The 18663-nt window shown below is 71.1% G+C and carries 1 protein-coding gene; it reads right to left on the bottom strand.

Annotated elements, in window-relative coordinates:
- Positions 1-6 precede the first annotated feature (6 nt).
- Positions 7-18558 carry a non-ribosomal peptide synthetase gene (locus tag FL311_RS07785; protein ID WP_141324299.1) on the bottom strand — a complete coding sequence of 6184 codons (18552 nt, stop codon included), beginning with the start codon at positions 18556-18558 and terminating at the stop codon, positions 7-9.
- Positions 18559-18663 lie beyond the last annotated feature (105 nt).

Below are 18663 nucleotides of genomic sequence, written 5' to 3'. Positions count from 1 at the left end.
CCCGCCTCACGCCTTGCCCAGCGCCGCGAGCAGCAGCGCGGCCAGGGTGTCGACCTCGGGCGGGTGGAGCACGGTGGCGTGCTCCCCTTCCATCTCCAGCACCTCCAGGTGCTCGGCGGGGAGGTGGTGCGTCCAGCCCAGGCGCGCGTCACCCACCTGCTCACGCAGCGCGCGGCTGGTGATGAGCGTCGGGCGCACGCGCGTCAGGGGGATGGTCCACGCGCGGGCCTGCGGCGTGAGCACCTCACCCAGCACCCGCCAGATGCGCGCGAAGTCGCTGCCCCGGAAGTGCGGCGCGGCCGTTCCCCGCTCGCGGGCCCGCTTCGCCACGTGCTCCCATTGCTGTTCGCGGGAGAGCGCGGCCAGCTCCTGCTCCATCGCCGCGTCTCGCACGCCGAACTCGCTGGCGAGCACCCGCACGGCGTCCTCATCGGACGACGGCGCGACGGCGCGGATGGCCTCCCACGTGGCGGTGTCCATCAGGGCGAGCAGCTCCACCGTCTCGCCCTGGGCCTCCAGCAGCGCGGCCACGCCGAGCGCCGGATAGCCGCCGTACGAGAAGCCCGCGAGCCGGTAGGGACCGTGGGGTTGGATGGCGCGGATGTCGCGCGCGTACGCCTCCACGCGAGCCTCCAGCGTCGCGTGTCCGTGGCCCGTGGCCAGTGTCTCCGGCGCCTGGATGCCATGGCAGCGGAAGTGCGGCTCCAGGCGGGGGACCAGGTCGCGGTAGTGGTGCACCTCGCCGTCGCCCGCGTGGAAGAGGAACAGCGGGGGCGTGTCCTCGGGGAGCCGGGGGCTCGACAGGCGCACCGCGCTGGTGCGGCGGGGGCCTTCTCGCAGCAGCGCGAGGATGGCCTCGGAGGACTCGCCCAGCGTGGGGCTCTGGAAGAGCGTGGCCAGGGGCAGCGGCAGGCCCAGCTCCTCCTCCAGCCGCGCGAGCAGTCGCATCGCCAGGATGGAGTCACCGCCCAGCGCGAAGAAGTCGTCGCCAGCCTGTACGCCCGGTCGGCCGAGCACCTCCGTCCACAGGCGCTGGAGCACCATCTCCAGCGTGGTGCGGAAGGGCGTCTCCAGCTTCGAGTCGGACGTGGGCGCGGACGCGGGTTCGGGCGCGACCACGGCGTCCGGGTCCGGCAGTGCCTTGCGGTCCACCTTGCCGTTGGCGTTGATGGGCAGCGCGTCCATCACCACGAACGTCGCCGGCACCATGTAGCCGGGGAGCTGTGAGGCGACGTGCTCGCGGAACGGCTCGGAGCGCGCGACGCCCGGAGCCTGCACGTAGGCGTACAGCGACGTCACGCCGGAGGGAGACACGCGCGCGATGACGACGGCCTCCTGGACCAGCGGGTGGCGGCGCAGGCACGTCTCAATCTCCGACAGCTCGATGCGGAAGCCACGGACCTTCACCTGGTGGTCGGCGCGGCCGAGGAAGCGCAGGCGTCCGTCGGGCAGCAGCCGGGCCAGGTCGCCCGTGTGGTACATGCGCGCGCCGGGCGTGGCGGAGAACGGGTCCGGCAGGAAGCGCTCGGAGGTGAGGTGTGGCGCGCGCAGGTAGCCGCGCGAGAGCGCCGCTCCGCCGATGTACACGCGGCCCGGCAGTCCGGGAGGCACCGGCTCCAGGTGCTCGTCCAGCAGGTAGAAGCACACGCGCGGCATGGGCCGGCCGATGGGGAACGTGGCGGCGGTGCCGAGCCCCTCCACCCCGGGGATGTCACAGGTGGCGGAGGTAATGGTGCACTCGGTGGGGCCGTAGACGTTGACCCACGGCGCGTGTCCACCGCCCACGCGCACCCAGGCCTCGAAGGTCTCCTTCTTGAGGACATCGCCACCGGGAGCGAGCAGCTTGAGGCGCGCGGGCACACGCTGGCCCAGCGCCTCCATCTGACGAATCCACTCCTCGATGTACGTGGGAGGCAGGCTGATGATCGTGATGCCCGTCTCCTCCAGGTACGGCGTCATCGCGTGCGCGGGCACCAGGCCGCTGCGCATCACCACCGTGCCGCCCACGAGGAGCGGTGGGTACAGGTCCTCGGCGGCGGCGTCGAAGGTGAGCGGCGCGAAGTTGAGCATCCGGTCCCCCTCCACCAGCCCGAAGCGCTTCGCGATGCCCACGTTGTGGTTCACCACCGAGCGGTGCTCCACCATCACGCCCTTGGGCTCGCCCGTGGAGCCGGAGGTGAAGACGATGTACGCCGTCTGCGCGTCGAGGACGCGGCGCGGCCCGGGCTCCAAATCGTCCGGGACGGACGCGGGCATGGGCGGCACCTCCACGTCCTCGACGAGTGACAGGTGCGGCTCCAGCACGTTCGCGTCCACCCACAGCCTGTGCACCTCGGCGCGCACGAGCACGTCGCGCTTGCGTGGCTCGGGCCAGTCCGCGTCCAGCGGGACGTAGGCGCCGCCCGCCTTGAGGATGCCGAGCAACACCGCCATGGCCTGGGTAGACGGCTCCATCACCACACCCACCCGCTCCTCGGGCTTCAGCCCTCGCTCGAGCAGGCGCGAGGCCAGGAGGTTCGCGCGTGCGTTGAGCTCCGCGTAGCTCCAGGTGACGTCCCCATGCGCGACGGCGGCCGCGTGCGGCGTGCGACGCACCTGGGCCTCGAACAGCGTGTGGATGCACGTGCCGGGCGCGATGTCCTGCGCGGGGCCGGCCAGCGCGGCGAGCACCTCCCCGCGCTGGGTAGGAGACAGCAGGGACAGCTGGGGCAGCGAGACCTCCGGCGCGCTCAGCGCGGAGGCGGCGAGCTGCTCGAAGGCGCGTGCGAAGCGCTCGCCGGTCTCGGGGGTGAAGAGGGCGCCATCCAGGGCGATGAAGCCGGACAGCGGGCCCGCGTCTCCGAGCGTGACGCTCACCACCACGTCATACGCGGGGATGACGCCGTCGACGTCCAGCTCCGTGACGGACAGTCCGTCCAGGCCGGGCAGCCCGGGACGCTCCGCCTGGAGCAGCGCCTGCGCGAGGCGGGGCGCGGTGCGGTCTCCATCCGGCTGCACCGTGTCCGCGATGCGCTTGAACGGCACCTCCTGGTGCGTGGTGGCGTGGGCCACGACCTCGCGCACGCGGCGCAAGAGCCTGCGCAGGCTGGGAGCGCCAGATACATCCGTGCACAGGGGCAGCACGTTGGCGAAGTAGCCCAGCAGCGACTCCACCTGGGGCGTGGAGCGGCCCGAGAAGGGCGTGGCGACGACGACGTGGGACTGTCCACTGAGGCGGTGCAGCCACGCCTGCGTCAGTGCCAGCAGGACGCTGAAGGACGAGACGCCCTCGCTCCGGGCGAGCGCGCGGATGGTGTCCGAGTGCTCCGCCGAGAGCGACACCGTCACCGCGCGCATGTTGTCGTTGAGCGCGGGCGCGCGGCGCGGGAAGTCGAGCGGCAGGTCCAGCAGCGGCGGTGCATGCGCCAGCGCCTGCTTCCACGACGCGAGGCCCTCCTCGAGCCTGCGCAGCTGCTCGGGCTGTCGCTGCCAGACGGCGTAGTCGGTGTACTGGAGCGCCAGCGGGGGCAGCCGCGCGGGGCGCCCCTCCACCGCCGAGTTCCAGGCCGTCGCCAGCTCCTCCGCGAAGGTGGCCAGACCCACGCCATCGTTCACGGTGTGGCTGAAGGCCAGGACGAGCGCATGGCGTGAGCCGCGCTCATCCAGCTTCAACAGCTCGAAGCGATACAGCGGGCCCTGCGCGAGGTCGAAGTGCTCCCGGTCCAGCCGCACCACGGCGTCGCGAGCGACCTCGAGCGCGTGCGTCGCGGACAGGCGGGACAGGTCCACGCGCGTGAGGACCGAGGCGCGTGGAGGATGGACGCGGACACGGAGCGCCTCACCCTGCTGGAAGAACGTGGTGCGCAGCGTCTCGTTGCGCTCGACCACGGCGGCCAGGGCCTCCTCCAACCGGTCCGCGTCCAGCGCGCCTTCGAGCAGCAGGCCGAGCGTGAGGACATACGGCGGCGCCTGGGGAAGCTGCAGCGCGTACCAGAGCCGCTCCTGGACCAGGGACGGGGGCAGCACCTCCGGGCGGGCGACGACGGTGGGGACCTCGAGCACCGCGCGAGGCGCCGCGTCGATGAACGCCGCCACCGAGGCGATGGTGGGGTTCGCGAAGAACACCGCCAGGGGCAGCTCGACGCCGAAGGCCTGACGCAGCCGCGCCACGAGCCGGGTGGCCGAGAGGGAGTGGCCGCCGTGCTCGAAGAAGTTCGCCTGACGGGAGAGCCGCGCCAGTCCCAGCGCGGCCTGGAACAGGGTGGCCACCCGCTCTTCCGTGGTGCCGTGGGGCGCGTCGTCACCGAGCGAGGGCAGCTCCTGTCGAGGCAGCTCCTGGAGCTCCAACGCCTTGCGGTCCACCTTGCGCGACGACGTGAGCGGCAGCGCGTCGAGGAGCACGAAGGCCGAGGGGACCAGGTGCTCGGGAAGGCGCTGACGCAGCCACGCGCGCACCGCGTCGACGACGAGGGCCCCGGGATGCGTGGGGACCAGGAACGCCACCAGCCGCGCGCCTCCGTCCACGTCCTCGCGAGGCACCACGGCGACTTCGCGCACGTCCTCGTGGCGGGTGAGCACGGCCTCGATTTCACCGGGCTCCACGCGGATGCCACGCACCTTGAGCTGCGTGTCCAGTCGACCCAGGTACTCGAGCTGCCCGTCCCCGAGCCAGCGCACCCGGTCTCCGGTGCGGTAGAGCCGCTCGCCCGGCGTGGTCGCCAGGGGATGAGGGATGAAGCGCTCCGCCGTCAGCTCCGGGTGCTCCAGATAGCCCCGAGCGAGGCCGGTGCCGCCGACGTACAGCTCACCGGGCACGCCGATGGGGCTCGGCTCCAGGCGCTCATCGAGCACGTAGAGGCGGGTGTTGGGCCAGGGCGTTCCCACCGTGACGCGGGACACTTCCGTGGACCCGCCGCCCGACGGACGTCCGAGCCCCGGGAAGGGCGTGACGGTGGCGGCCACCGTGACCTCGGTCGGGCCGTAGGAGTTGAGCAGCGCGCGGCCCGGGGCCCAGCGTCGGACCAGCTCGGCCGAAAGGGGCTCGCCGCCGGAGACGATGACCTGGAGCGACTCCAGTCCCTCGGGCTCGAGCAGGGTGAGGACCGTCGGCGTGAGCGCGCAGTCGGTGATGCGCTGCTCTCGCAGCAGCGTGCGCAGCGGCAGGTCGGGGAGCAGCCGCTCCTTGGGCGCCATCACCAGCGTGGCGCCGGAGAGCAGCGTGGAGAAGATCTCCCAGACCGAGCCATCGAAGGTCGCCGAGGCGAACTGGAGGACCCGCCGGCCCGGCTGGAGCCCATGGGCCTCCATCGCCGCGAGAGCCGTGTTGCACAGACCCTGGTGCGTCAGCAGCACGCCCTTGGGCTGGCCCGTGGAGCCCGAGGTGAAGATGACGTACGCGAGCTGCGCGCCTTGCGCGGACTCGGGCAGGTCCTCCACCGGCTTGCGTGAAATCTCCGCGGCGTCGGTGTCGACGTACGCGGACATGATGGCGACGGACGAGAACAGGTCTCCCAGGCCCTCTCGCGTCACGAGGACCCGCGCGCCGGCGTCGATGAGGAGCTGGGCGAGTCGCTCCGGAGGATGCGCGGGGTCCAGCGGCACGTAGGCCCCGCCGGCCTTCAGCACGGCGAGCATGGACACGATGAGCTCGGGGCCGCGCTCCAGGCAGAGGGCGACGCGCTCCTCGGGCCCCGCGCCGAGCTCCCGCAGGAAGTGCGCGAGCTGATTGGAGCGGGTGTGCAGCTCCCGGTATGTGAGCGTCTGTCCCTCGAAGGACAGGGCCTCCGCGTCGGGCGTGCGAGCGACCTGCGCGGCGAAGCGGGAGACGACGGTGTCGTGGGCGTCGCGGGCGCGTTCGGAGGCGTTGAAGTCGACGAGCACCTGTCGATGCTCCGCCTCCGTGAGCAGGGACAGCCGGCGCACGGGCGTCGTGGGCGCGAGCAGCGCGGATTCGAGCAGGCGCACGTAGTGCGAGACCATCCGCTCCGCGCTCGCGGACTCGAACAGCGCGGTGGGGTACTCGAGGTAGAAGCCGAACCGGTCTCCGTCCTCCTCGGCGGTGAGCATCACGTCATAGAGGCTGGCGGCCGAGCCGAGCTGCACCGGGCGCGCCTCCAGGCCGGGGAACCCATCCGAGAGTGTGCGCGGGCTGGGGCTCAGCTCGAACATCGCCTGCACGAGCGGCGCGTGGGAGAGGCTTCGCTCCACCTGGAGGGCCTCGACCACCCGCTCGAAGGGGACCTCCTGATGCGCGAACGCCTCCAGCGCCGTGGTCCGTGCCTGACCCAGGAGTGAAGCGAAGGAGGCCTCGGGGTCGACCTGCGTGCGCAGCGCGACGGTGTTGATGAACAGGCCGACCAGGGGCTCCAGGGACGGATGGACCCGCCCCGACACCGGCGTGCCGATGCTCAGGTCCGACTGTCCCGTGTAGCGATGGAGCAGCGCGGTGAAGGCCGCGTACAGCGCGATGAAGGGCGTGACCTGGTGCTCGCGGCACAGCTCCCGCAGCGCTTCGGCGAGGTGCACCGGCAGCGGATGGTGCCGTGTGAAGGCGCCCGCGTGTCCGCGCCCCGGATGCCGGGGGACGTCCGTGGGCAGCTCCAGCACGGTGGGCGCGCCGTCCAGCTTGCGCCGCCAGTACTCGAGGTGGGCATCCTGTCGAGCGAGTACGGCCGGCGTGCGCTGCCAGGCGGCGACGTCCGCGAAGTCGAGCGTCAGGGGCGGCGCCGTCGGCGAGCGGTTCTCGCGGCAGGCCGCATACGCTTCCGCCAGCTCGCGCAGGAGGAGGTCCATCGACAGGCCGTCCACCACGATGTGGTGGAACACGAGCAGCAGGACATGGTGCTCGGGCGCGAGGAGGAACAGGTGGAAGCGGTAGAGCGGCCCCGTGGCCAGGCGGAAGGGACGCTCAGACTCCTCCGTCAGCCGCCGCATCAGGACGTCGCGAATCGCGGCCTCGGCCGACAGGTCCTCGCGGTCGAGCACTCGCATCGGCACGGGCTGGAGCCCCAACCGCGGGCCCCCTTCGGCGGGCGTGAAGATGGCGCGCAGCGCGGTGTGTCGCTCCAGCAGGAACAACAACGCGGACTCCAGCGCCTCGACGTCCAACGGCCCGCGCAGCTCCGTGGCCTCCGGAATGGCGAGCGACGCGGAGTCTGGCTGGAGCTGCTGGAGGAACCACATGCGCTCCTGCGAGAACGACGGCACGGTGGGCGCGTCACCGGGCCGGGGCACGGGCTCGGGGAGCGGGAGGGCCTGTCCAGGCGCCAGCTCGGTCAGGGCTCGCGCGATGCCCGCCACCGTGGGCGCGAGGAAGAGGGTCTTGAGCGGCAGCTCCTGCCCCAGCGCCCGGCGGATGCGCGACACCAGCCGCGTGGCGCTCAGCGAGTGGCCACCCAGCGCGAAGAAGTCCGCGTCGCGGGAGACGCTCTCCAGTCCGAGGACCTGGCGGAAGAAGCTCGCGAGCAACTGCTCCAGTGGTCCGCGCGGCGGCGCATCGCCAGTGCCTCGCGCGACCTCCGGCTCCGGCAGGGGGAGCGAAGTGAGGGCTCGGCGGTCCGTCTTCCCGGAGGGCGTGAGCGGCAGCGCGTCCAGCACGACCACGGTCGAGGGGACCATGGCCTCGGGGAGCACGGGCTTGAGCGCCGCGCGTGACGCCGCGGCCTCCTCCGCGCGCCCCTCTCGCGGGACGACGTAGGCGATGAGGCGCGTATCACTCCGGGGGCTCGTTCGAGCCACGACGACCGCGTCGCGCACGGCGGGCAGTCGCCTCAGCGCGACCTCAATCTCCTCCAGCTCGATGCGCTGGCCGCGCACCTTCACCTGGAAGTCGGTGCGGCCCAGGTACTCCAGCGTGCCGTCGCCACGCCAGCGTGCGAGGTCTCCGGTGCGGTAGAGGCTCGCGCCGGGCGTGTCGCTGAAGGCGTCCGGGAGGAAGCGCTCGGCGGTGAGCTCGGGGCGACGCCAGTACCCGCGCCCGACCTGGAGGCCGCCGATGAAGAGCTCCCCCTGCACGCCCACCGGGACGGGGTGCCCCGCGGTGTCGAGGACGAGCAGGTGCGTGTTCGCCACCGGGCGACCGATGGGCACACTCGTGCGCGGGTCGCCCCGAGGGCAGCGCCAGTGCGTCACGTCCACCGCGGCCTCGGTGGGGCCATAGAGGTTGTGGAGCTCCGTCGTGGGCAGCCGCTCGTGGGCTCGCTGGACGAGGTCGGCGGAGAGCGCCTCGCCGCTGCACACGAGCGCGCGCAGGTCCGGGAAGGACTCCTGCCAGGGCTCATCGAGGAAGGCCGCGAGCATGGAGGGGACGAAGTGGGTGACGGTGATGTGCTCGTCGGCCAGGACTCGCGCGAGGTAGGCGGGCTCGCGGTGCCCGCCCGGCCGTGTCAGCACCAACCGCGCGCCCACGGTGAGCGGCCAGAACAGCTCCCACACCGAGACGTCGAAGCTGGTCGGCGTCTTCTGGAGCACGCTGTCACCCGCGACCAGCGGGTGGACCTGGCGCATCCACGTCAGTCGATTGACGACCGCGCGGTGCGCGTTCATCGCGCCCTTGGGGCGCCCCGTGCTCCCGGAGGTGAAGATGACGTACGCGAGCGAGTCGGGGTGCGGCCTGCCCGAGACGCGGGTGCTCGGCAGGCTCGCGAGCCGCGTGGCCTCCGCGTCGAGGAGGACCGTGTGGCCCGGGTGCGAAGGCAGGTGGCTCGCGAGCTCCTGGCGCGTGAGGACGACGGCGGCCCCTGCGTCCTCGAGCATCCCGGCCAGTCGCTCGCGAGGCAGCTCCGGGTCCAGCGGCAGGTAGGCCGCGCCGGCCTTGAGGATGCCCACCAGCGCGATGACGAGCTCCAGGGAGCGCTCCAGGAACACGCCCACGAGGACCTCGGGCCCCGCCCCGAGGGACTGGAGATGCCGTGCGAGCTGATTGGCCCGGGCCTCCAGCTCTCCGTAGGTGAGGTGGTGTCCCTCGAAGGTGAGCGCACGGAGCCCGGGCGTGCGCTCCGCCTGGGCCTCGATGAGCGAGACGAGCGTCGTGTCCGCGTCGTACTCCCGCCCGGTGTCGTTGAAGTCGCGGAGCACCTGGCGGCGCGCGTCGACCTCGAGGAGGGACAGGTGCGCGACCTGCCGACTCGGGGTGCGCAGTGCGTCCTCGAGCAGGTGGACGTAGTGGGACAGCATGCGCTCGATGGTGGGCGCGTCGAAGAGGTCGGTGCTGTACTGGAAGGACAGCTCGTGGCCCTGGGGATTCTCGGTGACGGTGAGGGCCAGCTCGGTCTGGGTGTTCAGGCCGTCGACGACGAGGGGCCGGGCCTGGAGGCCGGGGAAGGTCCCGGCGAGCGTGTTCTCCGCGCGCTCCCAGAAGAGGCCCACCTGGAACAAGGGTGCGTGAGCGAGGCTGCGCTCGACCTGGAGGGCCTCGACGACCCGCTCGAAGGGGGCATCCTGATGCGTGAAGGCCTCGAGCGCCGTGGTTCGTGTGTTCGTGAGCAGCTCGGCGAAGGTGGTCCCCGGGTCGAAGCGGGTGCGGAGGACGACCGTGTTGGTGAAGAGGCCGACGATGGACTCCATCGCGGGGTGCGGACGTCCGGAGACGGGCGTGCCCACGGACACGTCGTCCTGCCCGGAGTGTCGATGCAGCAGCGCCGCGAGCGCCGCGCTCAGCACCATGAAGGGTGTGACGTGGTGTTCCCGGCAGACCTGGGTGAGTGCCTGTTCCAGCGCGGGAGACAGTCGATGGAAGCGGCTCAGCGCGCCCGCGTCACCGAGGACGGAGGGGCGCGGCTTGTCGGTGGGCAGGGCGAGGAACGCGGGAGCGCCGGCGAGCTGGCGCTTCCAGTACTCGACGTGGTGGTCCTCACGGGCCCGGACGGGAGCGGAGCGTTGCCACGCGGCGACGTCGGCGTAGGTGAGCGAAGGCGTCGGCAGGGAGGGCGTCTGGTGCTGGCTCAGGGACGCGTAGGCCAGGGACAGCTCGCTCAACAGCAGGTCGATGCTCAGGCCATCGACCACCACGTGGTGCAGCACGAGCAGGAGGACATGGTGCTCGGGGGCGAGGCGGAACAGGTGGAAGCGGTAGAGCGGCCCCTGCTCCAGTGACAGGACGCGAGTGCTCTCCTCGCGCAGCCGGAGGTGCAGCGCGGGACTGTCCGCGTTGGTCGCGGAGAGCTCCTCGACGTGGAGCACCTCCACGGGAAGCGGGTTGTGTCGTGGAACCGGCCGCCCGTCCTCCGCGATGAAGGTCGTCCTCAGGACCGGGTGACGATCGAGCAGCAACCGCAGCGCGCCATCGAGCGCCGGGAGGTCCAGTGCGCCGCGAAGCTCCACGGCCTCGGGGATGTTGTAGGCGCGCAGCTCGGGTTGGAGCTGATGGAGGAACCAGAGGCGCTCCTGTGCGAAGGAGGGCTGGGGAGGCAGTGCGGAAGGAGCGGGAGAAGGGAGCGGAGTCGCGTCGTGGTGCTGGGAGAGGAGGAGAGCGAGCCCTGCGACAGTGGGGGAGGAGAAGAGGGCGGCGAGAGGAAGCTCGACGCCGAAGGCGAGGCGGATGCGGGAGACGAGGCGGGTGGCGGAGAGGGAGTGGCCGCCGAGGGAGAAGAAGTCCGCGTCGCGAGGGACGTGAGAGAGGGAGAGGACGTCAGCGAAGAGTTGGGCGAGGAGTGCCTCGGCCTGTCCACGAGGAGAAGCGTCGGAGGAAGGGACTTCCGCGGAGGAGATGTCGAAGGAGGAGAGGGCCGTCCTGTCGACCTTGCCGCTGGTGGTGAAGGGGAGAGAGGGGAGGGAGAGGAAGCGAGAGGGGACGAGGGCTTCAGGTAAGGAGGAAGCCAGTGCGTCGCGGAGGGAAGCCAGCGGAGGAGCGCCGTCGTCGAGGACGAGGAAGGCGACGAGGAAGGTGTCGCGAGAGGGGCGGAAGGGGAGGACGGCGGCCTGGCGGACGCCGGAGAGGCGAAGCAGAGCGGCTTCGATTTCTTCGACTTCGACGCGGACGCCGCGGAGTTTGAGCTGGAAGTCGGAGCGGCCGAGGAAGGAGAGGGAGCCGTCGTCATTCCAGCGGGCCCTGTCGCCGGTGTCGTAGAGGCGAGCGCCGGGTGAGCCACTGAAGGCGTCGGGGATGAAACGCTCTGCGGTGAGGTGGGGGAGTGAGTGGTAGCCGCGGGCCAGGCAGATGCCGCCGATGAAGAGGTTGCCGGGGACGCCAGGAGGGAGGGGCTGGAGGGAGTCGTCGAGGACGTAGAGGCGGCAGCGGGGAAGAGGGCTGCCGAGACGGACGGGCCGGTGAGGGAGGGAGATTTCAGCGGCGACGTTGATGCTGGCTTCAGTGGGCCCGTAGGTGTTGACGAGACGGGTGGAAGTCAGCGCGAGGGACTGGACGAGAGAGTCTGGGAGGACTTCGCCGCCTGTGACGAGGACGGAGAGGGAGCGGAAGGCGTCGAGGGCACCGGGTTCCTCGAGGGCGGTGGCGAGAGAGGAGGGGGTGATGACGACGTGGGAGACGCAGTGGCGGCGGATGTCGTTGGCGAGGCCAAGAGGGCCGACGTCGCGGAGGATGACGCGAGCGCCGCGGGAGAGGCTGAAGAGGATTTCCTCCTGGTGGATGTCGAAGGAGAGGCTGCCGGAGGCGGCCCAGGTGTGGCCCGTGGAGGTGGAGTAGAGGGCGTCGAAGGCGTCGAAGCAGTGGACGACATTCTGCTGGGTGGAGAGGACGCCCTTGGGAGTGCCGGTGGAGCCGGAGGTGTAGAGGACGTAGGCGAGGTTGTCGGGCAGGGCGCGCAGGGGCTCCGCCAGCGCCGCGTCAGCACGCTGCGCATCTCCTGGCTGCACCAGCACCGCGTCGAGCGCCACGCCCTCGAAGAGAGCAGGCGAAGAGACGACGAGGCAGGCACGGGACTGCTGAAGCAGTTGTGCGCGCCGGGCCGGCGGGTGCGAAGGCTCCAGAGGGAGGCACGCGGCGCCGGAGAGGTGGACGGCGAGGAGGGAGACGACAGCCTCGGAGGAGCGCTCGACGCAGACACCCACCACCGCTTCAGGACGAGCACCAAGAGCCGCGAGGTGAGCGGCGAGCCGCGAGACGCGCGAGTGGAGCTGGGAGAAGGTGAGGGTGGCGTCTGGCGCGACGAGGGCAACGGCGTCCGGAGTCCTCGCGAAGGAAGCGAGGAGCAGCGAAGCGACGGTGCCGTCGGAGTCGAAGGGACGGTGGGAGTCGTTGAAGTCGAAGAGGACGCGCTGGCGCTCTTCGACGGAGAGCAGCGAGAGGCTGGAGAGGGGCGCCTGGGGCGAGGCGAGGACCTGTTCGAGGAGGAGGACGAAGTGGGAGAGCATGCGCTCGACGGAGGCGTGCTCGAAGAGGTCGGTGCGGAACTGGAAGAAGAGCTGGAGGGAGGAGTCGGGCAGCTCGGTGGCGGTGAGTGCGAGGTCGAGCTGGCTGGTGCCGTTGTCGACGAAGACGTGCTGTGAGGAGAGGCCGGAGAAGGAGAGGGGCGAGTCGACGCGGCGCAGGTCGAACATGACCTGGAAGAGGGGCGCGTGACTGAGGCTGCGCTCGACGTGGAGCGCGTCGACGACTCGCTCGAACGGCGCATCCTGATGGCTGAAGGCGTCGAGCGAAGTGCTCCGGACCTGCGCCAGCAGCGCGGCGAAGGTCATCCCTGGTGGAAGCTGAGTGCGAAGGACCAGCGTGTTGAGGAAGAGGCCGACGATGTCCTCGGTGGCGGCGTGCGTGCGGCCGGAGACGGGAGTGCCGACGCACAGCTCGCGCTCACCCGAGTAACGGTGAAGCAAGGTGGCGAACACGGCATAGAGCGCCATGAACGGCGTCACCTGATGCTGTCGGCAGAGCGCCTCCAGTCGGAGGCGGACTTCACGAGGCAGGACCTGGTGACGCGAGAAGGCGCCTCGATCCGTGAGGACCGGCGGACGCGGCTTGTCCGTGGGGAACGCGAGCAGCGCGGGGGCATCGGCGAGCTGCCGCTTCCAGTAGTCGAGGTGGACATCCTCACGCGCGCGGAACTCGGGGGTCCGCTGCCACGCGGAGATATCCGAGTAGGTGAGGGGCGGCGTGGGGAGCAGCGGCGCTCGTTGCCGGCTCAGCTCTGAGTACGACTGCGCCAACTCGCTCAGGAGTCGGTCCATGGACAGGCCATCCACGACGATGTGGTGGATGACCATCAGCAGGACATGGCGATCGACCGCGACCCTGAACAAACGGAAGCGATACAGGGGCCCCTTCTCCAGTGAGAACGGGCGCGAGCTCTCCTCCTCCAGACGTTGCTGGAGCAGTGCGCGCAGTGCCTCCTCGCCACGGACGCGAGGCCGGAGGTCCTCCACGTCGAGCAATTGCTCGGGGACGGGCTGGAACGCCAACCGAGGCATCCCCTCCGACGAACCGAAGACCGCGCGCAACGATGAGTGCCGCTCCGGCAGCAGTCGCAGCGCGGCCTCCAGCGCGGCTGTATCCAGGACTCCCGTCAGCTCGATCGCCTCCGGAATCACATACGCGGCGGAGTCAGGCAGGAGCTGGTGGAGGAACCAGAGGCGCTCCTGTGCGAAGGAGGGCTGGGGAGGAAGAGAGGAGGGAGCGGGAGAAGGGAGCGGAGTCGCGTCGTGGTGCTGGGAGAGGAGGAGAGCGAGCCCTGCGACGGAGGGGGAGGAGAAGAGGGCGGCGAGAGGAAGCTCGACGCCGAAGGCGAGGCGGATGCGGGAGACGAGGCGGGTGGCGGAGAGGGAGTGGCCGCCGAGGGAGAAGAAGTCCGCGTCGCGAGGGACGTGAGAGAGGGAGAGGACGTCGGCGAAGAGCTGGGAGAGGAGCGCCTCGGCCTGTCCACGAGGAGAAGCGTCGGAGGAAGGGACTTCAGCGGAGGAGATGTCGAAGGAGGAGAGGGCCGTCCTGTCGACCTTGCCGCTGGTGGTGAAGGGGAGAGAGGGGAGGGAGAGGAAGCGAGAGGGGACGAGGGCTTCAGGTAAGGAGGAAGCCAGTGCGTCGCGGAGGGAAGCCAGCGGAGGAGCGCCGCTGTCGAGGACGAGGAAGGCGACGAGGAAGGTGTCGCGAGAGGGGCGGAAGGGGAGGACGGCGGCCTGGCGGACGCCGGAGAGGCGAAGCAGAGCGGCTTCGATTTCTTCGACTTCGACGCGGACGCCGCGGAGTTTGAGCTGGAAGTCGGAGCGGCCGAGGAAGGAGAGGGAGCCGTCGTCATTCCAGCGGGCCCTGTCGCCGGTGTCGTAGAGGCGAGCGCCGGGTGAGCCACTGAAGGCGTCGGGGATGAAACGCTCTGCGGTGAGGTGGGGGAGTGAGTGGTAGCCGCGGGCCAGGCAGATGCCGCCGATGAAGAGGTTGCCGGGGACGCCAGGAGGGAGGGGCTGGAGGGAGTCGTCGAGGACGTAGAGGCGGCAGCGGGGAAGAGGGCTGCCGAGACGGACGGGCCGGTGAGGGAGGGAGATTTCAGCGGCGACGTTGATGCTGGCTTCAGTGGGCCCGTAGGTGTTGACGAGACGGGTGGAAGTCAGCGCGAGGGACTGGACGAGAGAGTCTGGGAGGACTTCGCCGCCTGTGACGAGGACGGAGAGGGAGCGGAAGGCGTCGAGGGCACCGGGTTCCTCGAGGGCGGTGGCGAGAGAGGAGGGGGTGATGACGACGTGGGAGACGCAGTGGCGGCGGATGTCGTTGGCGAGGCCAAGAGGGCCGACGTCGCGGAGGATGACGCGAGCGCCGCGGGAGAGGCTGAAGAGGATTTCCTCCTGGTGGATGTCGAAGGAGAGGCTGCCGGAGGCGGCCCAGGTGTGGCCCGTGGAGGTGGAGTAGAGGGCGTCGAAGGCGTCGAAGCAGTGGACGACATTCTGCTGGGTGGAGAGGACGCCCTTGGGAGTGCCGGTGGAGCCGGAGGTGTAGAGGACGTAGGCGAGGTTGTCGGGCAGGGCGCGCAGAGGCTCCGCCAGTGCCGCGTCAGCACGCTGCGCCGTAGCAGGCTCGACGAGCGGAATCCCAAGCTGCACATCCGCGAAGAGAGCAGGCGAAGAGACGACGAGGCATGCACGGGACTGCTGAAGCAGTTGTGCGCGCCGAGCCGGCGGGTGCGAAGGCTCCAGAGGGAGGCACGCGGCGCCGGAGAGGTGGACGGCGAGGAGGGAGACGACAGCCTCGGAGGAGCGCTCGACGCAGACACCCACCACCGCTTCAGGACGAGCACCAAGAGCCGCGAGGTGAGCGGCGAGCCGCGAGACGCGCGAGTGGAGCTGGGAGAAGGTGAGGGTGGCGTCTGGCGCGACGAGGGCAACGGCGTCCGGAGTCCTCGCGAAGGAAGCGAGGAGCAGCGAAGCGACGGTGCCGTCGGAGTCGAAGGGACGGTGGGAGTCGTTGAAGTCGAAGAGGACGCGCTGGCGCTCTTCGACGGAGAGCAGCGAGAGGCTGGAGAGGGGCGCCTGGGGCGAGGCGAGGACCTGTTCGAGGAGGAGGACGAAGTGGGAGAGCATGCGCTCGACGGAGGCGTGCTCGAAGAGGTCGGTGCGGAACTGGAAGAAGAGCTGGAGGGAGGAGTCGGGCAGCTCGGTGGCGGTGAGTGCGAGGTCGAGCTGGCTGGTGCCGTTGTCGACGAAGACGTGCTGTGAGGAGAGGCCGGAGAAGGAGAGGGGCGAGTCGACGCGGCGCAGGTCGAACATCACCTGGAAGAGGGGCGAGTGACTGAGGCTGCGCTCGACATGGAGCGCGTCGACGACTCGCTCGAACGGCGCATCCTGGTGACTGAAGGCCTCCAGCGCGGTCGCCCACACGTGCGCCAGCAACATGGAGAACGGCGCGGAAGGCAGCAGATGTGTCCGCAGGACGAGCGTGTTGATGAACAGCCCGACGATGTCCTCGGAGGCCGCGTGCGTGCGTCCGGAGACCGGCGTGCCGATGCACAGCTCGCGCTCGCCCGAGTAGCGCTGGAGCAGCGTGGCGAACACGGCGTAGAGCGCCATGAACGGCGTCACCTGGTGCTCTCGGCAGAGCGCCTCCAGCCGCAGCCGGACCTCCCGAGGCAACACGTGGCGACGCGAGTACGCGCCGCGGTCGGACAACACCGGCGGCCGAGGCTTGTCCGTGGGCAGCGCGAGCAGCGACGGCGCGTCGGCGAGCTGTCGCTTCCAGTAGTCGAGGTGGATGTCCTCGCGCGCGCGGACCTCGGGCGTGCGCTGCCAGGCGGAGAGGTCCACGTAGTCCAGGGTGGCGGGCGCGGGAGGCGGGACGCGGCCTTCCTGGAGCGCGGAGTACGTCGTCGCCAGCTCGTTGAGGAGGATGCCCATCGAGAGGCCATCCACCACCAGGTGATGCAGCACCAGCAGCAGCACCTGGTGCTTGGGGCCGCTCGTGAACAGGTGGAACCGATACAGCGGCCCCTCCTCCACCGAGAGCGGTCGCGAGGCCTCCTCGCGCAGCCTGCGCTGGAGCAACGCCTCCGCGGTCCCACTCTCATTCGGCGGGCGTGACACGTCCTCCACCGTGAGCAGCGGCTCGCGGACCGGGTGGACGCGCAGTCGCGGGCTCCCCTCCACGGGCGTGAAGGTGACGCGGAGCGCGGCGTGCCGCTCCACCAGTCGCCGCAGCGTGTCCTCCAGCGCGGTCCTGTTCAGCGTGCCCCGAAGCTCCAGCGCATCGACGACGAGGTACGCCGCCGAATCCGGCTGGAGCTGCTGGAGGAACCACAGCCGCTCCTGCGCCAGGGACGGCATCGGCGCGACGTCCGCGGGGAGCGGCGTGGGGCCGGCGAGTGACGCAGAGAGCGACTCGGAGATGGGACCCAGCGCCCGGGCCAGACGAGCCACCGTCGCGTGCGAGAACAGCGCCGTCAGCGGCAGGTCCACACCCACCGCGTGCCGCACGCGCGCCAGCAGTCGCGTGGCGCTCAGTGAGTGCCCGCCCTGCTCGAAGAAGTCGCTGTCCCGGCCCACCCGCTCCACGCCCAACACCTGCTGGAACAACCCCGCCAGCAGTACCTCCAGCTCTCCACGCGGCGCGCTGTCCGCGGACGCGCTCGCGGCGTCGACGCGGCCGAGCGACAACGAGCCCAGCGCCTTCCGGTCCACCTTCCCGGAGGACGTCAGCGGAAGCGCGGTGAGCGTCACGAGCGCGGAGGGCACCAGGTGCTCGGGGAGCTGCTGCTTCAACCACGGGCGCAGCACCGCGCTCACCCGGGTCTCATCCTGTCCCTCGGCGGGGACGAGGAAGGCCACCAGGGCCAGCTCGCCCTCCGCGACTTCGCGAGCCACCACCGCGACCTCGCGGACCTCCGGATGGCGCGCGAGGACGGCCTCCACCTCGCCCGGCTCCACGCGCATGCCGCGCAGCTTCACCTGCGAGTCGACGCGGCCCAGGTACTCGAGCTCGCCGTCCACCGTCCACCGCGCCAGGTCTCCCGTGCGGTAGAGCCGCTCACCCGGCGTCGAGCCGAATGGATGCGGCAGGAACCGCTCCGCCGTCAGGTCCGGTCGCCCCAGATAGCCACGGGCCACGCCCACGCCGCCGATGAACAGCTCTCCGGCGACGCCAGGCGGCAGCGGCTCCAGCGCCTCATCGAGCACGTACAGCCGCGTGTTGGGCCACGGCGTGCCCAGGGTGATGGCGCCCGGCACCACCGCGTATGGCGTGATTGCCGCGCAGACCGTCGCCTCCGTCGGTCCATACGCGTTGAGCAGCCGCCGGCCCTGGCCCCAGCGCTCGGCCACCGCGATGGGAAGGGCCTCGCCCGCGGAGATGACGGTGCGCAGGCACTCCAGCCCGTCCGTCTCCAGCTGCGCGAGCACCGACGGCGTCAACGTCACCGCGGTGACGGCGCTCTCTCTCAAGAGAGTCCGCAGGGGCGCGTCCGGGAGCAGCCGCTGTCGGGGCGCGAGCACCAGCGTCGCGCCCGCGAGCAGCGTGGCGAACACCTCGCACACGGACGCATCGAAGCTCATGGACGCGAACTGGAGCACCCGGTCCTCGGGCCGGAACCCATGCGCCCGCACCGCGGCCAGGGCCGTGTTGCGCAGACCCGCGTGCGCCACCAGCACGCCCTTGGGCCGCCCCGTGGAGCCGGACGTGTAGATGACGTACGCCAGATGGTCCGCCGAGGCGACCGCCTCCAGCCGCTCCACGGAGTGCCGGGCGAACGGCGGCAGCAGGCCGTCCAGCTCCACGGTCAGCTCGCCTCGCAGCGGCAGCTCGTCCAGCATCTGCTGCCGCGCGAGCACCACGGGCGCGCCGCTGTCGGAGAGCACGAAGCCCTGCCGCTCCGCGGGATGCGCCGGGTCCAGCGGAACGAACGCGCCTCCCGCCTTGAGGATGCCCAGCATTCCCACCACCTGCTCCACCGAGCGCTCCGCGCACAGCGCGACGCGCGTCTCCGGCCCCACGCTCAGCGAGCGCAGATAGCGCGCGAGCTGGTTGGCGCGCTCGTCGAGCTGCCGGTACGTCAGCCGGGTGCCCTCGAAGTCGAGCGCCGTCGCGTCCGGCGCGCGGTCCACCTGCTGCTCGAAGCAGGCCACCACCGTGTCGCCGCCCTCCAGGTGCTGCTCGGAGGCATTGAAGGTGACGAGCACCCGGTGCCGCAGCGCCTCGGTGAGGACGGGACGTGGGGCCATCGCGCGCTCGGCCACGGGGGCGGCGTCGGGCGCGGCGGCGGAGTCGACAGGGGGAGCCTTCCGTCCGTGCGGACCGGGGGAGGTCGGGGCGGAATCGTCGTGAGC

The organism is Myxococcus sp. AB025B (genome assembly GCF_006518215.1).
Classification (GTDB): domain Bacteria; phylum Myxococcota; class Myxococcia; order Myxococcales; family Myxococcaceae; genus Myxococcus; species Myxococcus fulvus.
This window is presented reverse-complemented; position numbering and strand designations above follow the sequence as displayed.

What these genes read in the sequence shown, in the direction of transcription:
- FL311_RS07785 (WP_141324299.1), bottom strand. Translation starts at nt 18,558, where the DNA reads ATGGCCCCACGTCCCGTCCTCACCGAGGCGCTGCGGCACCGGGTGCTC.